This window comes from Shewanella sp. 1180_01 (assembly GCF_052850535.1).
In genome coordinates this window covers 41,880-60,691 of sequence record NZ_VXCT01000017.1, presented here as the reverse complement: position 1 = coordinate 60,691, position 18,812 = coordinate 41,880, and the positions used below count along the sequence as shown (strand labels likewise).

11 protein-coding genes are annotated in these 18,812 nt (G+C 49.0%); 6 read left to right on the top strand and 5 right to left on the bottom strand.

Features of this window, described 5'->3' with window-relative positions:
• Window positions 1-2 precede the first annotated feature (2 nt).
• The 5 genes from cutA (at window position 3) to FW758_RS11280 (ending at window position 6,655) form a co-directional block, all read left to right on the top strand.
• Window positions 3-326, top strand: coding sequence for a divalent-cation tolerance protein CutA (gene cutA / locus FW758_RS11300; RefSeq protein WP_012088202.1), 324 nt, complete (start codon window positions 3-5; stop codon window positions 324-326).
• Window positions 323-2,182 (top strand): protein-disulfide reductase DsbD, encoded by a 1,860-nt coding sequence (locus FW758_RS11295; protein ID WP_446445422.1) that lies wholly within the window; start codon window positions 323-325, stop codon window positions 2,180-2,182. Before cutA ends, FW758_RS11295 begins: the two co-directional genes overlap by 4 nt.
• Window positions 2,183-2,363: 181 nt before the next feature.
• Window positions 2,364-4,019 carry a cation:proton antiporter domain-containing protein gene (locus FW758_RS11290; RefSeq protein WP_446445421.1) on the top strand — a complete coding sequence of 552 codons (1,656 nt, stop codon included), beginning with the start codon at window positions 2,364-2,366 and terminating at the stop codon, window positions 4,017-4,019.
• 295 nt (window positions 4,020-4,314) lie between these two features.
• Window positions 4,315-5,460 (top strand): galactokinase, encoded by a 1,146-nt coding sequence (gene galK / locus FW758_RS11285; RefSeq protein WP_006086123.1) that lies wholly within the window; start codon window positions 4,315-4,317, stop codon window positions 5,458-5,460.
• Between the two features lie 160 nt (window positions 5,461-5,620).
• Window positions 5,621-6,655 carry an aldose epimerase family protein gene (locus FW758_RS11280; protein WP_283630309.1) on the top strand — a complete coding sequence of 345 codons (1,035 nt, stop codon included), beginning with the start codon at window positions 5,621-5,623 and terminating at the stop codon, window positions 6,653-6,655.
• A gap of 169 nt (window positions 6,656-6,824) precedes the next feature.
• Here FW758_RS11280 and FW758_RS11275 read toward each other — a convergent pair whose 3' ends face one another.
• A complete protein-coding gene (locus FW758_RS11275) occupies window positions 6,825-7,229 on the bottom strand; it encodes a hypothetical protein (protein ID WP_006083132.1) in 405 nt (134 codons plus the stop codon).
• Between the two features lie 498 nt (window positions 7,230-7,727).
• Complete coding sequence (locus FW758_RS11270; protein WP_446445420.1) at window positions 7,728-8,729, bottom strand: NAD(P)H-quinone oxidoreductase; 1,002 nt, start codon at window positions 8,727-8,729, stop codon at window positions 7,728-7,730.
• Window positions 8,730-9,180: 451 nt separating this feature from the next.
• Here FW758_RS11270 and FW758_RS11265 point away from each other — a divergent pair, with 451 nt between their 5' ends.
• Window positions 9,181-12,306 carry a M9 family metallopeptidase gene (locus tag FW758_RS11265; protein WP_446445419.1) on the top strand — a complete coding sequence of 1,042 codons (3,126 nt, stop codon included), beginning with the start codon at window positions 9,181-9,183 and terminating at the stop codon, window positions 12,304-12,306.
• A gap of 165 nt (window positions 12,307-12,471) precedes the next feature.
• On the opposite strand, the gene FW758_RS11260 is transcribed toward FW758_RS11265, so the two are convergent.
• The 3 genes from FW758_RS11260 to FW758_RS11250 form a co-directional block, all read right to left on the bottom strand.
• Complete coding sequence (locus tag FW758_RS11260; protein ID WP_446445418.1) at window positions 12,472-14,289, bottom strand: sel1 repeat family protein; 1,818 nt, start codon at window positions 14,287-14,289, stop codon at window positions 12,472-12,474.
• A 192-nt stretch (window positions 14,290-14,481) separates the two neighbouring features.
• A complete protein-coding gene (locus FW758_RS11255) occupies window positions 14,482-17,559 on the bottom strand; it encodes an efflux RND transporter permease subunit (RefSeq protein WP_446445417.1) in 3,078 nt (1,025 codons plus the stop codon).
• On the bottom strand, window positions 17,559-18,794 hold the full coding sequence (locus FW758_RS11250; RefSeq protein WP_446445416.1) for an efflux RND transporter periplasmic adaptor subunit: 1,236 nt from the start codon (window positions 18,792-18,794) through the stop codon (window positions 17,559-17,561). The genes FW758_RS11255 and FW758_RS11250 overlap by 1 nt, the downstream gene beginning before the upstream one ends.
• Window positions 18,795-18,812: the final 18 nt, after the last annotated feature.

Genomic DNA, 18,812 nt, shown 5'->3' with positions numbered 1-18,812 from the left:
CCATGCAGCATCAGTATTTAATGGTTAGCACTACCTGCCCCGATGAAGTACAAGCCAATACCTTGGCTAGGGCTTTAGTTGAGTCGCGTATTGCCGCTTGTGTTCATATCTCCGCCCCGATACGTTCAATTTATGCTTGGGAAGGGAAAATCTGTGAAGAACAAGAATTTAGCTTACAGATTAAATGTTTACAAAGTCGATATTCAGAGTTAGAACAACTTGTGCTTAGACTTCACCCTTATCAAGTACCAGAAATTATTGCCGTGCCTGTGACTCACGGGCTACCAGCCTACTTAGATTGGATAAAAGACAACACTCAGCCATGAAAAAACTACTCAGCCTTATTTTCACGTCTTTATTGCTCCTCACGCCCTTAGCGCACAGTGAAGGGGTTTTCGGTAACAAATTCGACTTCATGAAGAGTGAACCGGAATTGATGCCTGTCGATCAAGCATTTGCCTTCGATTTCAATCAAGAAGGTAATCAGGTCAAACTCAATTGGGTGATTGCCGACGGTTACTACATGTACCGCGACAAGCTTAAATTCAGTGTCAATGGCGCCGAGCTAGGCACAGTGGCGCTGCCCAAGGGCAAACCCCATGAAGATGAGTATTTTGGCGAGCAAGAAGTCTATTACACCTATGTGGATATTCCAGTTGCGCTGAAACAGGCCGATGAAAATGCCACGCTTACCGTCACTTTTATGGGCTGCGCCGAAGGTAAGTTGTGTTATCCACCGACCAAACGTGACGTGGTGCTAAAAGCGATCGCCGCCAACGATGGCTTGATCGCAGGTGCCGAAGCGAGCGAATCGACCGCCGCAGCAAAGCCAGCAAGCACTGAGTCAGCCAGCAATGAACCGAGCACGGCCGAGAAAGCCAATACCCAACCTATTACTCAGCAAGATACCCTGAGCCAAATGCTGTCAAACGACAGCCTGATTTGGACCTTATTGATCTTCTTTGGTCTAGGTGTCGGTCTGGCATTAACGCCCTGCGTATTCCCTATGTACCCGATTTTGTCAGGCATTATTGTCGGCCAAGGGCAAAAACTCTCAACCGCGAAAGCCTTTACCTTGTCTATGGCCTACGTCCAAGGCATGGCAATCACTTACTCTATCTTAGGGTTAGTGGTCGCATCGGCAGGACTGAAATACCAAGCGGCATTGCAACATCCCGCCGTGTTAGTGGTTCTGGCGATTCTGTTCTTTGTGCTCAGCTTATCTATGTTTGGCCTGTACGATTTAAAACTGCCATCGAGCTGGCAGGAGAAGATGAACTCAGTATCGAACAACCAAAAAGGCGGCAACTTAGTTGGCGTATTCTTGATGGGCGTGATTTCTGGCCTTGTCGCATCACCTTGCACTACCGCGCCGCTATCGGGTGCGCTCGTTTATGTGGCGCAAACCGGCGACTTACTCCAAGGCTTCTTAGCCCTGTATGTGCTGAGTATGGGCATGGGTTTACCTCTGCTGATTATCGGCACCTCTGGCGGTAAATTATTACCCAGAGCGGGCGCTTGGATGGACATCATCAAGACCGTCTTCGGCTTCCTGTTGATCGCTGTGTCTATCGTAATGCTCGGTCGTATTTGGACGGGCGTGGTATCCGATGTGCTTTGGTCACTATGGGGCGTGAGCTTCACCGGCTACTTGATGCATCAGAACAAACTCAGTCCCTTCAACTGGAAACAAACTGTCCGTTCAGTGCTATTAACGCTGACGCTACTGGCGAGTTTCTCCTACGGATTCCAAGCTGTGATGGGCCACTTTGGTTTTAATCACAATCCCGTAGGCACTGCGGCGACGACCGAAGAAGCCCATGGCTTTAAACGGATTAAATCCATTGAAGATCTTGAGCAAGAAATCGCCGCCGCTGCCGCCCAAGGTAAGCCTGTGATGCTGGATCTCTACGCCGATTGGTGTGTTGCCTGTAAAGAGTTCGAAGCCATCACCTTTAAGGATGCCGACGTGTTAGCCCGCATGAATAAAATCGTGCTGCTGCAAGCCGATGTGACTAAGAGTGACAAGGTCGATGTCGCCTTACTCGAAAAATACAATGTGCTCGGTTTACCTACCTTGTTGATGTTTAACGAACAAGGTGAGCAAAGGGAAGATTTACGTGTGACTGGTTTTATGGGCCCTAAAGATTTTGCCGCCCATTTAGATCATCTGGTGAAATAGTCGCGATTTAGACTTATACCACTAAAGCGATTTCACCCGCGCCAGTTTTAACCGGCAAGTGTATTTGCCGCAACACCAATAGAAAGCGGACTTTTTTCATTAAAAGTCCGCTTTTTTGTTCCAGTGTCATAGATTTCTTATACAATCACTCATAATTTTGGACTTTTTAGATTGGAGCATCATGGAACCCGGTATCCTCATTATCACACTCATCTGCGGCATGCTCGTCAGCCGTATAGGACTGCCACCGCTCATCGGCTACTTAGTGGCGGGCTTTGTACTATTCGTCCTCGGGATAGATAAAGAAAGCCTGCCATTGCTGCAAGAACTCGCCAGCCTAGGTGTGACTTTGCTGCTGTTTGCTATTGGTTTGAAACTCGATATTCGCAGCCTGTTCAAGGCCGAAGTGTGGGCGGGTTCGAGTGTCCACTTAATTCTCTCCATTGTCGTTTTTGTACCGATTCTGAAACTCTTTGGCTTACTGGGTTTAAGCCAACTCACGAGTCTTAACCTTGAGCAACTGACGTTAATCGCCTTCGCGTTAAGCTTCTCCAGTACCGTATTTGCGGTCAAAGTGTTAGAAGATAAGGGCGATGTCCAATCCCTCTACGGCCGAGTCGCCATTGGTATCTTGATTATGCAGGATATCTTCGCCGTACTGTTTTTAACAATTTCTAAGGGCGATGTACCTTCGGTATGGGCCTTCGCATTACTCTTACTGCCACTGGCTAAGCCGCTTATTTATAAAGCCTTCGACCGTGTCGGCCACGGTGAACTGTTAGTCCTGTTTGGTCTAGTGATGGCACTTGTGGTTGGCGCTTGGTTATTTGAATCTGTTGGCCTGAAACCCGATCTCGGCGCACTGATCATAGGTATCTTGTTGGCGGGCCACAAAAAGTCCTCAGAGCTGGCAAAATCCCTGTTCTATTTTAAAGAACTCTTCCTCGTTGCCTTCTTCTTAACCATAGGGCTCAACGGCTTACCTACGGTATCGGATATCGTACTCGCGGCGCTATTAGTGCTGTTAGTGCCACTTAAAATCCTGCTATTTGTTTATATTCTTACCCGCTTTAAGCTGCGTTCACGTACCTCTATGTTGGGCTCGTTCAACCTAGGTAACTTCAGTGAATTCGGTTTGATTGTCGCCGCCGTCGCCACCTATAAAGGCTGGTTGCCTCCCGAATGGCTAGTGATCATCGCCGTGGCATTAAGCTTTAGCTTTTTACTCGCAGCGCCGCTTAACGCTACCGTAGGTAACATCTATCAACGATTCCAACAGCGTTTAATCAAGCTTGAAAAACGCCCATTGCATCCAGAAGACAGACCGATCGCCATTGGCAACCCACGCTTCTTAATCTTAGGTATGGGCCGCATTGGTAGCGGCGCCTACGATGAACTCAGGGAACAATTTGACGGTGAAATTCTCGGCATTGAGCACAAGCAAGACTTAGTCGATTTACATAAAACTAAGGGCCGCAACGTAGTGCAAGGTGACGCCGCAGATACCGACTTTTGGGAGAAACTCGACAGAGCGCCTAACCTTGAATTAGTGCTGCTGGCCATGCCGCACCACGCGGGAAATATGTTTGCGGTTGAGCAACTTAAAAAACTGAATTATCAAGGCAAGATCAGTGCGATTGTGCAGTACAGTGACGATGCCGCGGCACTTCGCGAATCGGGCGTACACAGTGTTTACAACCTGTACGAAGCTGCGGGTGCCGGTTTTGTGGATCATGTGATTTATGAGCTGTTGCAAGACTCAGAGAAAAACGCCGCGCAAGCGGAAGAAACAGCGCAAGTGGCTGATCCTAAAATTAATGCAGAGTCCAATAGTTAAGTGTCTGCTAATGCTGCATTGAATTAAAATCACGCCATAATAGGCCGCACAAACGAGCAGTTACCTCCTCTGCAAGTTTGTGCGGCATCCAACTAACTACTGACTAATCTTTACAAATCAATCGACTAGATAACGCACTGAATACGTTATTTTGACTTCCTATCACAGTATCGATTTTCTCATTGCCGCCCATCGCTATTTCAGCAAAAAATCTCAGTTACATCACCGACTCAGTCGTGATATAAATCGATGACGGTAACGAAATTAGCTCAGCTTTTTTGGAATTTTTTACAGCATGTCAAACCCTGCGCAGCGCGCCACAAAGTTATTTGTCCAAACCTTTGGCACTAAAGCCGACGATTTATATCAAGCCCCTGGGCGCGTCAATCTGATCGGTGAATACACGGATTACAACGACGGTTTTGTACTCCCGGCAGCCATTAATTTTCATACAGTGATTGCGGTAAAACGCCGTGACGACACTAAGTTTCGTGCCGTTGCCGATGCCTTTCCCGGACAAATTAAAGAGTGGACCTTCGGTCAAGAAAACGACATGGACCCGCAAGATGGCTGGGTGAATTACCTCAAAGGTTTTACTGCGGCTATGGCGCAAACGGGCTTATTAGCCAAGGGTTTAGACTTAGCCATTGTGGGCGATGTACCACTTGCGGCGGGGTTATCCTCATCGGGCGCCCTCGTTGTCGCCTTCGGCACTGCCATCAGTGATACCAGCCAATTGCATTTATCACCAATGGCGGTAGCGCAACTGGCCCAACGTGGTGAACACAGATATGTCGAATCGGCCTGTGGCATCATGGATCAAATGTGCAGCGCCATGGGTGAGCAAGACCACGCGCTGCTGATTGACTGCTTAGATCTGGACAGCGAAGCCATTCCCATCCCAGAAAACCTAAGCCTTATCATCATAGATGCCCATATTGAGAAACAACGTTTAGCCGCCACCAATCAACAACGTCGCAACGAATGCGCCCAAGCGGCAGAATACTTTGGCTTAGATGCGCTGCGTCACCTCGATTTACGTCGATTAGAAAGCGCAAAAGCCGATTTAGATGAAGTGTTATATCGCAGAGCGAAACACGTCGTCACAGAAAACCAAAGAACCCAGAGTGCTGCCCGCGCCTTAGAGCAAAATAACATTCAAAAATTCAGCCGCTTAATGGCGGAATCCCATGCTTCACTGCGTGATGATTTTGAAGTCACACTGCCCGAATTTGATACCTTAGTTGAAATTGTCAGCCAAGTGATTGGTGAGCGTGGCGGTATCCGCATGACCGACGGCTGCGTGGTGGCTTTAGTTGATCATGAACTGACCGACGCTGTCGTAGCCGCCGTTGAACATGAGTTTTTCGACAAAACCGCAATCGATGCCACTGTCTATTTATGTTCCGCCAGCGCTGGCGCGGGCCGCATAGATAATTAGCCAGAGCACGCTTAAAACAAAGAAAACCAATACAGTGACAAGGCCGTCGATAACATACGAATTCATCGCTGAACTTTATGGTGTCGATGGCAAATAATAGGGTTAACATACTCATTTAACACAATAAGCAGTGAGCATATTCAACACAGAGGGAAGCTAAATGGTACGTTTCAGTGTTTTGGATCCTTGGACCGATCCCCGTGGCGGCGAAATCGAACGGGTTCGGATCGACAATGGCATACTCGCATTAGAAGTCATCAGCTTAGGCGGAATTATCCGTGCTCTGTGGACCCCAGATAAACACGGCGAACGTGCCAATATCGTCCTTGGTTGCGACAGCGCCGAAGACTACCTGACGCAATCGGCTCACTTAGGCGCCATTGCTGGCCGCTTTGCGAATCGTATCGCTAACGGCAAAATGCACTATCAAGGCCAAGATTATCAACTCGATGTCAACCAAGCGACTAACTGTTTGCACGGCGGCCGTGAAGGGTTTAATCGTAAAAACTGGCACTTAGGCCAACTGCCCGATGGTGTGCGCTTGACCTTAATGAGTCCAGACGGCGACATGGGTTTCCCCGGTAATTGCACGGTTCAACTAGATTACCGCCTCGCAGGCAATAATCTCTATGTGGAGATCTTAGCTTCGGTGGATAAAGCCTGTCCCGTGAGCTTAACCCAGCACAGTTATTTCAACCTCGATGGTTCAGAGACCAATCACGAGCATCTGATGCAAATCGATGCCAAGCGTTATCTCACCATGAATGATGTCAGTGTCCCCACTGGGATTGCCGATACTGCAGGGTCAATTTTCGACTTGAGTCAGCCGATACGCTTAGGCGACAAACTGCATGCAGCAGAATTAGCGAGCACGCGCGGTTATGATCACTGTTATATGATGAATGACCCCGACGGTTCACTCGCCCGCTTTGGCTGTTTAAGCAGCCCAGTGAGTGGCCGCGCTATGACGGTTTATACCAATCAACCGAGCGTGCAGCTCTACTGCGCTAACTTTTTAGATGGCACTGTGGGTCGCAATCAACAGGTATTAAATCAACATCATGGCGTGTGTTTAGAACCGCAGATGCTGCCAGACTCACCGAATCAAGGTGAGCGCTTTGGTGATGATGTTTGGTTAGTGCCAGGCAAGGTTTATCACCACATCAGCCGATATCAGTTCGATGCCGATGCGTAACATTAGCTATAAATTAGCGGTATATTAACGGGTAAATCGAGTCGCGATAAAATAGCGATGAATTGAGGTTAACGCACGGTTTCGCGGAAGGAAATAAAGCGATAAGGAATAAAATAAGCACTATTTTATTCCTTACACTCACAGTGTTAGCCCTTAAGCTGACACTGTGTTAATCATCAAAATCATCGACCCAATCATCGTCAAAATCGACGCCTACGGCATCGGATTCCACTTCTGGTTCAACTTCAGGCTTCGCCTTACGAACAGGCGCAGTTTCCTTCACGTTGTTTAGGTCAATACGAGCTTGATGCTTACTCATGAATTGAGCTCTAGCCGCCTTCCATGCACCACTAAACTTAGCCTCAGCAGCTTTTAACGCAGCCTCATCTAAGTCGTATAGGTTCACTTTGACGATATCTTCCACATACTCAATGATCGCATCGCGATCGGAATTGTATAGGTAGATACGTCCTGGGGAGGCATCGGGCAGCTGGTTGTCATGGACGACAATCGCGTTGCCTTTCGATGTTCTCAGCTCACCATACCAAACCTGTTTCTTTGCTGTGTTATACATATATGCTAATACCCTTAAATCAACACATACACTATGAGTTTTTTAGCCTGAATAAGCGAAGCATCGCTTGCTTTGATCCACGAATAGCGCCGGAAAGTCTCTGACGTTTTCAACTGGGTATTTTTACAGAATATTTCCGATAATCAATGCCTCATACCATGAAATTTTCACTAATTACGTATTAATTTCTGCCAAAGTACCCAAAAAGTTTAATCATTAACGACTTTAGTCTAAAAAATCGACGCGGCAAGTTTTATTCCCAATAAAAAGCAATCATATCGACTATGTTCGATGGGCATAAACTTTACGATTCGAAGTTGCCGTTCGAGGTTACTGCAAGGTTAAGCATCAGGTTTAACCATGACGATTTAACGACAGTAGCGCAAACGACTATTTACCCCTACGTTACTCAGCCACTCTTTTGCCTGAACGCTCTCAGACTTGCCTCAAATGGCCGCGACCTAAACAATCCATCGCGGCCAAAGCAGTATGCCGAGCCTAAATGACCGTCAGTACCACCTTGCCCCTGTGCTCACCCGACTCCATCAGCGCATGGGCTTTCGCGGCTTCGCCTAATGGGAAGGTCGCAAAAATATTGGGCACAATTTTATGGGCGTTTAACAGCGGCCAGACTTTCTCAAATAATTCGGCGGCAATGGCGGCTTTAGCCTCCACGCTTTGCGGCCTTAAAGTCGACCCGGTCCACATAATACGTTTTGCCATCAGACGGAAAATCTCCACTTCGGCCTTAGGGCCACGCTGCATCGCCACCGACACCATACGGCCGTCCATCGCTAAGGCTTGTAAATCGAGGTTAATAAAATCGCCACCCGCGATATCAAAGACCACGTTCACGCCCTTATCTTGAGTGAGCGCCATGACAGGCTCAACAAAGTTGTGGGTGCGATAATTGATGACTTCAGCGGCGCCAAGGTTCAAGCAATAATCGCGCTTCTCATCCTGCCCCGTCGTGGCAATGACTTTTGAGCCTAAGGCGCTGGCAAGTTGAATGGCCGTACTGCCGATACCGCCCGAGCCGCCGTGGATCAGCACAGTCTCGCCCGCTTTCAGTCCCGCACGCATAAACAGATTGCCCCATACGGTGAAGAAGGTTTCTGGCAGCGCTGCGGCCTGCACATAACTAAAGCCCGTTGGAATAGGTAAACAGTGGGCAGCATAGGTGAGCGCATACTCGCCATAACCCCCGCCCGGAACTAAGGCGCAAACCTTGTCGCCGATTTGCCATTGGCTCACGCCGTCATCGAGGGCACAAATATCACCCGCGACTTCAAGCCCAATAATCGGTGATGCACCCGGTGGTGGTGGATAAGCGCCCACCCTTTGTTTGACATCGGGGCCATTTACTCCTGCTGCATGCACGCGGATCAACACTTGGCCAGCCGCTGGCACAGGCAAAGGCGAGCGCGATAGCTGCATCACCTCGGGCGCCCCGGGTTGCTCAACATGAATATGGGTGTATTCGCTTGGTAAAGCTGACATAAAAGCTCCTTTGGGAATGGCATCAACCTCATCGCAGATGGCTTAGCATCTCAGGGGTCGAGTGCTAACTGCGGAAAAGTGCATCTAACCTTAATGCGGCTAAGCTAGCGCGAATTCAAGCCAAATAGCCACTCTTATTCCACAAGGTATTCAATCAGGTCTTTATAAGGTCTGGAGTCCAACAGACTCAGCTTCTGGCGCGAGTCCTTTGAGCAATAAGCTGAACCTAAGCTGAACAGAAAAGATGTATCAAACAAATTTACAGGTAAATACTAGATATATTAAAAACTTACAGCCATCATTTGAACGCATTATTTGCCAGCTGCGATGTTTGTCGCGCTATTGTTATCACGCAAATAATCCAATGAGGTTTGATGCAAGCTTAGGTTCCACGCATCAAATAACGCCCAAGGAAGATCTGCTTTGCAGACTAGATAACTACGGATACACAATGAAAAACACACTGCTCTTCGCAGCTATTAGCTTAGCTTTTGCGACTCCCGTTCTCGCCCATGACACTCATACGAGTCACCCATTAGGCAGCAACACACCCAGCAATCCACAAGCGCAACCGGCACCACGACCACCCTCGGCGCCCATTAGCCAAATAGAATCCCATAGACCGCTACTGCGGGAGACGCCATTGATGGCATCCCCGAATGAGCCAACTATCACAGAACAGACAATGACAGAGCCGCCTAAGATGCATTCACGCAAGAAGCGAGAAGTATCTGAGCAACCGCCACTTAAGTTACAGAGTCGCAGCGCCGCACTGCAGAGCAATAACTGCAGTGACTTTGTCGGTAAATCGGGCCAAGCCCTAGTGGATCAATTGAGCCAATCGACACCCGAATGCGTCGGTAAGCTCTATAGCCTCAAAGGCAGTGCTGCGACCGCGCTATTTAGCGAGGCCAATGTGATCAGTGTCGCTAACGCCATTGCCACTAAAGCCAAGGACTACACTGGGGTCGATGTTCAGCATCTCGAATCGCATATTTACTTTGTCCGCGCTGCCCTCTATGTGCAGTTTTACAGCCCAAATGATGTACCCGCTTACAGCAGCGCCGCTAAGGCCAGCTTAAAATCGGCCCTCAACGCTTTATTTTCGAACGCTGCGATTTGGACTGTTTCCGATGACAATGCTGGCGTGTTGAAAGAAGCCTTAATCCTGATTGACTCTGCCGAGCTCGGCGCCGATTTTAATCATGTCACCATAAAAGTGCTAACGGACTACGACGCTAACTGGCAAGCCAGTTTCGCCATGAACGCCGCAGCAAACTCAGTGTTTACCACCTTATTCCGCGCCCAGTGGAATGATGACATGCAGGCACTATTCGCTCGTGACCAAGGCATTTTAGATGCGCTGAATAACTTCCAACTCGAACACCGCGACTTGTTAGGCACCAATGCTGAGTATCTGTTAGTCAACTCAGTCAAAGAGTTATCTAGACTGTATTACATTGATGCCATGCGCCCGCGAGTGACTCAGCTAGTTAAAAACATCCTCAGCAGCACCAGCAAAACCGAACCGAGTAAGGTGCTTTGGTACGCGGCGGCAGAAATGGCCGACTATTACGATCGCAGCCATTGTAACGATTACAATATCTGTGGTTTTAAGGCGCAGTTAGAGGCCGATACCCTACCGTTCAACTGGAAATGCTCCGATAGCCTCAAGATCCGCGCCCAAGATCTCTATCAAGATCAAGCCAAGTGGGCATGTGATGTGCTGACCAGCCAAGAAAGCTATTTCCACAGCAAACTTGAAACGGGCATGCAACCTGTAGGGCAAGATAACAACGATGACTTAGAGCTAGTGATCTTTGGCAGCTCGTCTGAGTATAAATCCTTAGCCAACAGTATCTTTGGTATCAATACCGACAACGGCGGCATGTACCTTGAAGGCTCGCCCGCCGGACTCAAAAATCAGGCGCGTTTTATCGCCTATGAAGCCGAATGGCGCACGCCGGATTTCCATGTCTGGAACCTGCAACACGAATATGTGCACTACCTAGACGGGCGCTATAACCTGTTTGGTGACTTTAGTCGCGGCACGTCGGCCAATACCATTTGGTGGATTGAAGGTCTAGCGGAATACATTTCTTACCGTGATGCCAATACCGCGGCGATTGCCATGGGCGAAACCGGTGAGTTTATGTTGTCGACCATATTCAAAAACAACTATGAATCGGGCCAAGACCGTATCTACCGTTGGGGTTATCTGGCGGTGCGCTTTATGTTTGAGCATCACAGGGACGATGTAAGACAGATTCTCGCCTACCTACGTAACGACCAATACGCGGAATATCAAACCTTTATGGATGGTATCGGTACACGTTACGACAACGAGTGGCAAGGTTGGCTCGCCAGCGGCTTGAGCACGGCTGACGATGGCATTGTCGATAAAGGCCCAAGTGATGTCGATGCTGAGCCCAGTGGCCGTGAAGGTAATTGGACTGGTCCTGCGGGCACTATCAGTAAGGATTACTCGCCTTGCCAAGTGACGAACGAAGCCTACCGTTACACTGAATCGGCCAGCCTGAAAATCGATGTGCCGATGGAATGTATTGATTCTAAACTCGGCCGCGCCAGTTTCAGTTTCACTAATACCGATCGCTCGGCCCAAGATCTTTGGATCAAGATTGGCGGAGGTTGGGGTGATGCCGACATTTATTTCAATTCTAAAGGTTGGGCAAGCCCAGAACAAAACCAAGGCGCGGGGATCGGCAACGGTAACTATCAAGTCATTAAAGTGCAGTTAAACCCTGACGAATATTGGCATTACATTACCTTGTCGGGAGATTTTGGCGGCGTTGATATGCAAGTCAGCACCACTGAGCTGTTCGCTGATGTTGATCCCGATCTGGGAGATGGCGGCGTGGATCCTGAGCCACCAGCAAATTGCGGTGCAGTAACCTTAGATTACGGCCAGCTCACACTGGGTAAAAACGAGTGTATCAGTGGTGGACGCAACAGCTTCTACTTCTGGGTTGAGGAAGATAATACTCAGTTCACCGTCACCACTAAGGGTGGCTCTGGGGATGCCAATCTCTACTTCAATGCCAGTCAGTGGGCCGACGCTGATAATGCCGATGCCAAGAGCACTCAAGTGGGTAATCAAGAGTCGCTTAGCTTTAGTGCCAATCGCGGCTGGCGTTATATCACAGTGGACACTGCCACTGAGTTTAGCGGTGTCACACTCACCCTCAATACAGGCGCGAGCAATACGCCTACGCCAGCTCTAATCGCCAATGCCTGCGCGACACAATCACCCTTGAGTCATGGTGAACTGAGTTCAGGCAAAGCCATCTGCACCGCCGATGGTCGCAGCGATTACTATCTTTGGGTGCCAGAAGGTACGAGTCAGTTAAGCATCAACTCGGCCCACGGCAGTGGTGATGTGAGCCTGTTTTCGGGGACAACGTGGGCCAATGCTCAACACTTCGATGCAGCGTCTGTCACGCCTGCTAACACTCAAGAAAGTATCACAGTCGATGCACCAAGCCTGGGTTGGTATTACATCACAGTGCAGAGTGAACCACAGAGTTCGGGTGTCGCACTGCAAGTCGATTTACGCTAGTTGGCTGTCGTTGTTTAAGCCAGAACGTTTAAATCTGCTTATTTAACTCTAGCCACTTAACACTAGAGGCTTAAATCAAGCAGCTGAATAAATAGCAAAATCCCTGCCATGGCAGGGATTTTTATTGGCTAAATGCTAACGAATACTCTTTTATATAACATGACGTTATAAGCGCATCTCTTCAAGCACTTGCACTCTGTCCTTGGCTCTTGCTTCATAGTCATTTGAAAATCGCTCTGCAATTTCAAGGCTCTGCTGATAAAGCGTTAACGCTGTTTTCGCATCGACCGCGCCGCCCTCGCCTTTATCTAATAAGGTTGCGAGTTGGAAGTATGCATTGCCTAAAATATCCGCCTGCAAACCTTGCTTGGCACCCAGCGTCGTCACTCTTGCTAACCAGTAGCGCGCATTAACCGCATCACGATGGGTTTCCGATAACAAGATATTGGCAAGTTCGGCTGCGGCATAAAGATCCCGCTCGGCGGCAATCTGCCAAAAATCCTCACCCGCAGCAAAATTATCCGCCAAATAGTAATAATCGCTGGCCGCCGCATGGGCCAGTTCAGGCTTAGCCTTCACACTCAGACGATAATTTTCCAGCGCTGCGTTAGCATCAAAATACGGCGAATAAGGTAACAGTTGATAGAAAGCCATAAGGCTGCTTGCCTCTGGCATTCCTTGGTCAACTAATTGATTTAACTGCTGCCACGCTTGCGTTTCTCTGACCTTATCTTCACCCGTATTAACGAGGCCACGTTCGATGGCGGATAAAGGCAAATGGATTAACTCAAGCTTTGCCTCATTGTCACCAAAACTCGCGGCGCGCCCGAGCCAATAGGTTTTTTCATCAATTCGCCCCGCGTAACCGGCTTGATCTAGCATCCAGTGCAAGGCTTCAATATCGCCCGCCTCTGCGGCTTCACGGTAATACTCTTGTGCTTTAGCCTCGTCCTTAGGCAAGGCGTGACCCAACTCATAGATACGCGCCAATAAGCGCTTATCTTCGGCCTTGGCACTTTGAGCTAAGGTCTTGATTTGTGATTCAGGTTTGCCATAGGCATACAGTTTTACTTCACTGTTGACATAAGCATATTGAGTGCCGTCGGGATACTTCACCTCAACCGTATCGGGCTGATACCAAACATCGACCTCGTAATGCTCGGCAATCTGTGGATTAAAGTTCACCCGCATTACCGCCTCCTCACCGCGCCGAACCGCTTGAGTATATGGGCTGGCCCATAGGCTAGAAGTGCGCTGCAGGCTACTCTTAAGCCGTGCCTCGAAGGGTTTGTCTTCCTCTGGATAATGAATAAAAACCGGATAGTAAACTGGCGCTAACGATAACGGCGTGGTCGCCAGCAGTGAGTTATCTGCCTCGCTGCCCGCATGAATAGGATCGATATTAAGCTCATGACTTAAATAAAAATCATCGTGGGATGACACTTGAGTCGGCAACGCCGTTTGGCTGGCAAGCTGAGCCGCAGAAGCCGAGGTGCCCTGCAACTTGGCGAGGTAATCCCGTTGCAGCGTTTTAGCTCTCTGCCACAGAGGATGATTCGGCAGTATTGTCACATCGAGCATTAAATCCTCGAGATGCCACTGGCAATCACCGCCACCATTTAAGGCTAAGGGCAGCGAAAACTCACTCGCTTCACTGCCGCTACTGATGACTTGTCTTAGCACTGAGGTTTCTTCGAGTGTGGCGCGATAGGGATTGGCAAGATCGCCACTGGGAAAACGGATCTCCTTGCGGGTACAAATCGATGAGGCGTAATAACCGACGAGTTCTAATTGCGTATTGGCGGGCAACACACCGACAAACTCGAAACGCTGGCTGTCCGCCGGCGCCGTCACTTGATCGACTGGCAACTCACTGCGAAACAAGGACTCCCAAAAAGAGGCCATGACCGGAGAGGCAAACATCAGCCCAGCCGAACAAGCCAAATACAGGGGGGCCCTGTGAAAGCACTGTAACAAACTCATAATGCCAGCTCTCCGTCGCTGATGAGGCAAATCCACTCGCACTAAAACACTCGCTTAAATACAAAAAGATCATTAAGTTATCGAAAAAATTAAGCCAACGCGCTTAGCTATTGGCTTTGATCATAACGTATTTGCGGGCAAGTTGAACCCATGCAGTCGATCTAGTCTCGATAAACCCCAACGAACAGGCGACTAAGCTTTGGCGCTGCGCAGTCTTGCAAGTACATCCTTAGCTTTGAGTTCGGCCATAGCGACATAGGCCACAGGCACTACAAATAACGAGAAGAAGGTCCCCGCTAACAGGCCACCGACTAAGACTAACCCTATGTTGGCTAACCCTAAGGAGCCAGGCCCAGAAGCCAGCGCTAAAGGAATGGCACTTAAAATCATGGTTAAAGACGTCATTAAAATCGGTCTTAAGCGAGATTTAGCACTGCTTCGCGCCGCCTCAATCGCACTCAAGCCTTGGTCTTGTTGCTTATTGGCAAACTCCACCAGCAAGATGCCGTGTTTGGTCACTAGCCCCACTAAGGTTAATAACCCTATCTGCGAATAGATATTAACGCTCTGGCCAAACAAAGTTAAGGTCAACAGCGCGCCAACAATACACAAAGGTACAGTCAGTAAGATGATTAAGGGATCGACGAAGCTTTCAAACTGCGCGGCTAAAATCAAATAGATAAACACCAGAGCCAGCAAAAATAGCGACTGGGTACCCGCCTGTGAATCCATTAAATCTTTCACTATCCCATTGTATTTAAAGCCTTGGGCATCGTTGAGCAGCGTTGGCAGTTGCTCGTCTAAGTAAGCTTTAATTTCATCGGTAGAATAGCCGGGCATAACGTCCGCCGTCAGCTCGGCGCTATCAAGGCCCATAAAGGTCTTAATGTTCGATTCTGCCGTGGTCTGCTTAATCGACACAAACTGCGATAACGGCAGGGCTTGCCCAGATTCTGAGGTGACGTACAGCTTATTCAATACTTTGAAATCACTGAGCTTATCTAAGTTTACTTGCACTTGAATCGGATAAGTAAAGCCATCGGTGGCATGTAAATCCGCCGCCTTAACTGAGCCAAGGAAGGTCGACAGCGCATTCGTCACATCACCATAGCTGACGCCCGAGAGGATAATGGCGTTGCGATCGATAGACAGGTCGTAGCGCAGCTGATCCCTCAGCACTGAGTTACCCACGTTGTTCAGTCCAGGATAATCCTCGAGTAACTTTTGCACTTTGGCGGCAGTGTCATTGAGCTCGTCCTTGTTGCGGTCTAAGGTCGTTAACTCTAAGCGTAGATTATTGGCAATGCTGAGATTATTCGCCGAGCGAATGCTAAAGGACATGTTATAGGCAGAAACGCTTTCCTTTGATTTGCTCATCAAGTCGCTGATCACATCATCTATGCCCTCGCTGCGCTCACCCCAAGGTTTAAGCAGCACATGGTTTACTGGCTCGCCCTCGATGTAAGACAGGTTCGCCCCAACGGCGGGATGCTCATCCATCACGCCATTAAGCTCAGCATTATGGTTCAGATGATACTGGCGACCCACACCGGTTGGACCATTGGACGCCACATCGATAAAGCCTGAATCTTCTGCGGGTAAAAGTATTTTCGGCAACTGCCAGTAGGCGATGCCCGCAAGACCGATAAGCACCACAGCCGCGCCTAGCATTAAGCGCTTACGGGTAAACCACTTATCCAGCTCTTTGATATACAAATCGTTTAACTGCTGCAGCGCATGCTCGACTCGGCTAAACCATTTCGGCTGCTGCTCAGTAGTATTGATAAGATAGGCGCTCATCATAGGCGACAAAGTCAACGCCACTACGCCAGAGATCATCACGGCGGCGGCCAAGGTGAAGGAGAATTGCCTAAACAGATCGGCGGTTAACCCCGACATTAATCCTATCGGCAGATACACGGCCGCGAGCGTTAAGGTCATGGCAATGATCGGGAAGATGATTTCCTGACAGCCTTTAATCGCCGCGTTAAAAGGCGTTTCACCGTTTTCGATGTGGCGATAACAGTTCTCGACCACCACAATAGCGTCGTCCACCACCAGACCGATGGCCAAAATTATTGCCAGAATAGTCAGCACATTGATGCTAAAACCGAGGGCCGACATCACGGCAAACACCCCAATCACACATACGGGAATGGTAATAATCGGAATTGATGCCGCCCGCAGGCTACCCAAAAATAACACCACAATCAGCGACACTAAGATCACCGCCTCAATCAGCGCGGAAAAGCCTTCGTCGATGGAAGCCTCAATAAAGTCAGCCTGATTGTAGGCCAAGGTCATCTCTAACCCTTGGGGCAAATGCTGCTGCATACGCGCAATTTCGGCCTTAATGTTCGAGGCCACTGTCACAGGGTTAGCATTACTCAAAGGTAAAATTTGCAGCGACATGGCACTGTGTCCGCCAATGGACAACAGACTCGGCGACAGGCTTTCTTCGCCCATCACCACATCGGCGACATCGGCCACACGGATGATCTTGCCCTCGCTGACCTTGATCACTAAGTCCTTCACATCTTCGAGCGTTTCAACTTGATTCAAAGGGTTGATCGAGAAATCCCGCGACTTACCTTTAATCGCCCCCGAGGTGAAGCTGGCATTGTAAGAACCTAAGGTGCCCACCACATCGGCGGCTTTAATGTTGAGCGCCTTCATCTGCTCGGGGTTGAGCCAGACTCTAACCGCCTTTTGTGAGCCGCCATAGGGGCCCCACACGGCGCCAACGCCTTGCACTTGCTTGAGCTGCGGCACTAGCTGCTGGCTAATGTAGTCGTACATGGCCTGCTTTTCCATGCCACCCGCGTTCACAAAGGTAATGATATTACTGGCAGCATCGGTAGCCGAGGTATCGTCGGTGACGGTCGGTTTATCTATCATGCTCTGGGGGAAATCGTTAATCCCTTCGACGCTGCTACGCAACTTATTCATTAAGTTGGTGTATTCGATATCGCTGGTATCGTCATTGAATTTAATGGTTAACGAGCAGCGACCTTCGCTACAGTCGGTCGACATAGTATCGACCTTGTCTATGCCCGAAGCCGCCGCAATTAACTTATCGGCCACATTGCTCGACATAAAATCGGCGCTCGCCCCTGCAATCGATGCATTCACAGATGCAGAGTGGGTGGTGTGCTCAGGAAAATATCGGATATCGAGTTTTTGAAAGGCAATCAAGCCCAGTAACACTGCCATGATACTGAGCACGGAGGCGAAGATAGGATGGCGAATACAGACTTCGGGTAAACGCATTATTCGGCCCCCTCAGTGCTGGGCTCAGCGCTTAGCGCTTCGACCGCACCAGAGTTAGCACTGGAGACAGTGGCTTTATCTGCCGCGCTTTTGTCCTGAATGACTTTGATCTTGCTATCGGCCTTGAGGTTTTGCATACCCGTTTTAACCACGAGATCGCCTTCGGCTAAACCCTCGGTTACAACCGCATAGCCATCATTAGTGTTTTGCGCGAGTTTAACCACTTGTTTTACGGCGCTATCGCCGCGCACTAACCAGACAAAGCGTTCGTCATTATTGGCGATAATTGAATTTTGCGGCACTAATAAGTGTTTAATATCATTGCTGTAGAATTGCTTAATATTGGCGAACATACCGGGCGCCAGTTTGAACTCAGGGTTATCGAGGGCGGCGTGTACCTCAACTCGTCCTGAACTTTCATCCACCGCAGGGGCCACATAGTTAACTAACCCATTGAACACCTTATTACCATAGGCTTCAACGGTGACATTCACCTTCTGGCCTTTTTGTGCCTTACCTAAATCCTTCTGGCTAATGGCATAACGGACTTCGACCGGATTTAAACTATAGAGGGTGACTAAGGCGGTACCTGCGCCAATTTGGCTACCAATGGACTGGCTAAAGCTTGTTAGCTGACCGTCGAAGGGGGCTTTGATCAAGTAGTCGTTCATGGTTGCTTGTTTCTGACGAAAATCGGCATCAGCCAGATTCACATTTTCCCGCAGTTCATCCACATCTTGCTTGGATAGTGCAAATGGCTCTTTGATTAACAGGTCTTCAATCCGTTCAAGCTTTGTTTTTGCCAGTGCTAAGGTACTTTTGGCCTTGTCTAAATCAGCCTTGGCCTTAGTGTTATCTTGCTCGGCAATCACTTGGCCCTTCGTCACTTTGTCGCCGTTACTAAAATGGATAGCACTGATTTTTTCACTGGCATTAAAGTTGAGGATCGCCGAATCAATGGCGTTGATTTTACCGACTTCGTTGACGATATCGGCAAAGGCAGTTTCTTGAATGGCCTCGACCGTCACAGGGATAACGTCGATCTTGTCCGCCGCTGATACGGCTATAGAGGTTAAGGTGAAAAGACTCGCCAGTAGAAACGTCAAAGGCGCGATTAAGGGCGCCTTTGGAAGATTGTGGGGCTGGCTTTTAAATGAAATATCGCATGCACTGCGTGCTCGTTCAGTCACTCTTTGTATAAACAGCGTTTGTGTAAACAGCGTTCGTGTAAACATAGTATGCAAACCTATTGT

Bases quoted from the DNA above. Each gene is read 5' to 3' on its own strand.
- cutA (WP_012088202.1), top strand. From the start codon at position 3: ATGCAGCATCAGTATTTAATGGTTAGCACTACCTGCCCCGATGAAGTA.
- FW758_RS11295 (WP_446445422.1), top strand. From the start codon at position 323: ATGAAAAAACTACTCAGCCTTATTTTCACGTCTTTATTGCTCCTCACG.
- FW758_RS11290 (WP_446445421.1), top strand. From the start codon at position 2,364: ATGGAACCCGGTATCCTCATTATCACACTCATCTGCGGCATGCTCGTC.
- galK (WP_006086123.1), top strand. From the start codon at position 4,315: ATGTCAAACCCTGCGCAGCGCGCCACAAAGTTATTTGTCCAAACCTTT.
- FW758_RS11280 (WP_283630309.1), top strand. From the start codon at position 5,621: ATGGTACGTTTCAGTGTTTTGGATCCTTGGACCGATCCCCGTGGCGGC.
- FW758_RS11275 (WP_006083132.1), bottom strand. From the start codon at position 7,229: ATGTATAACACAGCAAAGAAACAGGTTTGGTATGGTGAGCTGAGAACA.
- FW758_RS11270 (WP_446445420.1), bottom strand. From the start codon at position 8,729: ATGTCAGCTTTACCAAGCGAATACACCCATATTCATGTTGAGCAACCC.
- FW758_RS11265 (WP_446445419.1), top strand. From the start codon at position 9,181: ATGAAAAACACACTGCTCTTCGCAGCTATTAGCTTAGCTTTTGCGACT.
- FW758_RS11260 (WP_446445418.1), bottom strand. From the start codon at position 14,289: ATGAGTTTGTTACAGTGCTTTCACAGGGCCCCCCTGTATTTGGCTTGT.
- FW758_RS11255 (WP_446445417.1), bottom strand. From the start codon at position 17,559: ATGCGTTTACCCGAAGTCTGTATTCGCCATCCTATCTTCGCCTCCGTG.
- FW758_RS11250 (WP_446445416.1), bottom strand. From the start codon at position 18,794: ATGTTTACACGAACGCTGTTTACACAAACGCTGTTTATACAAAGAGTG.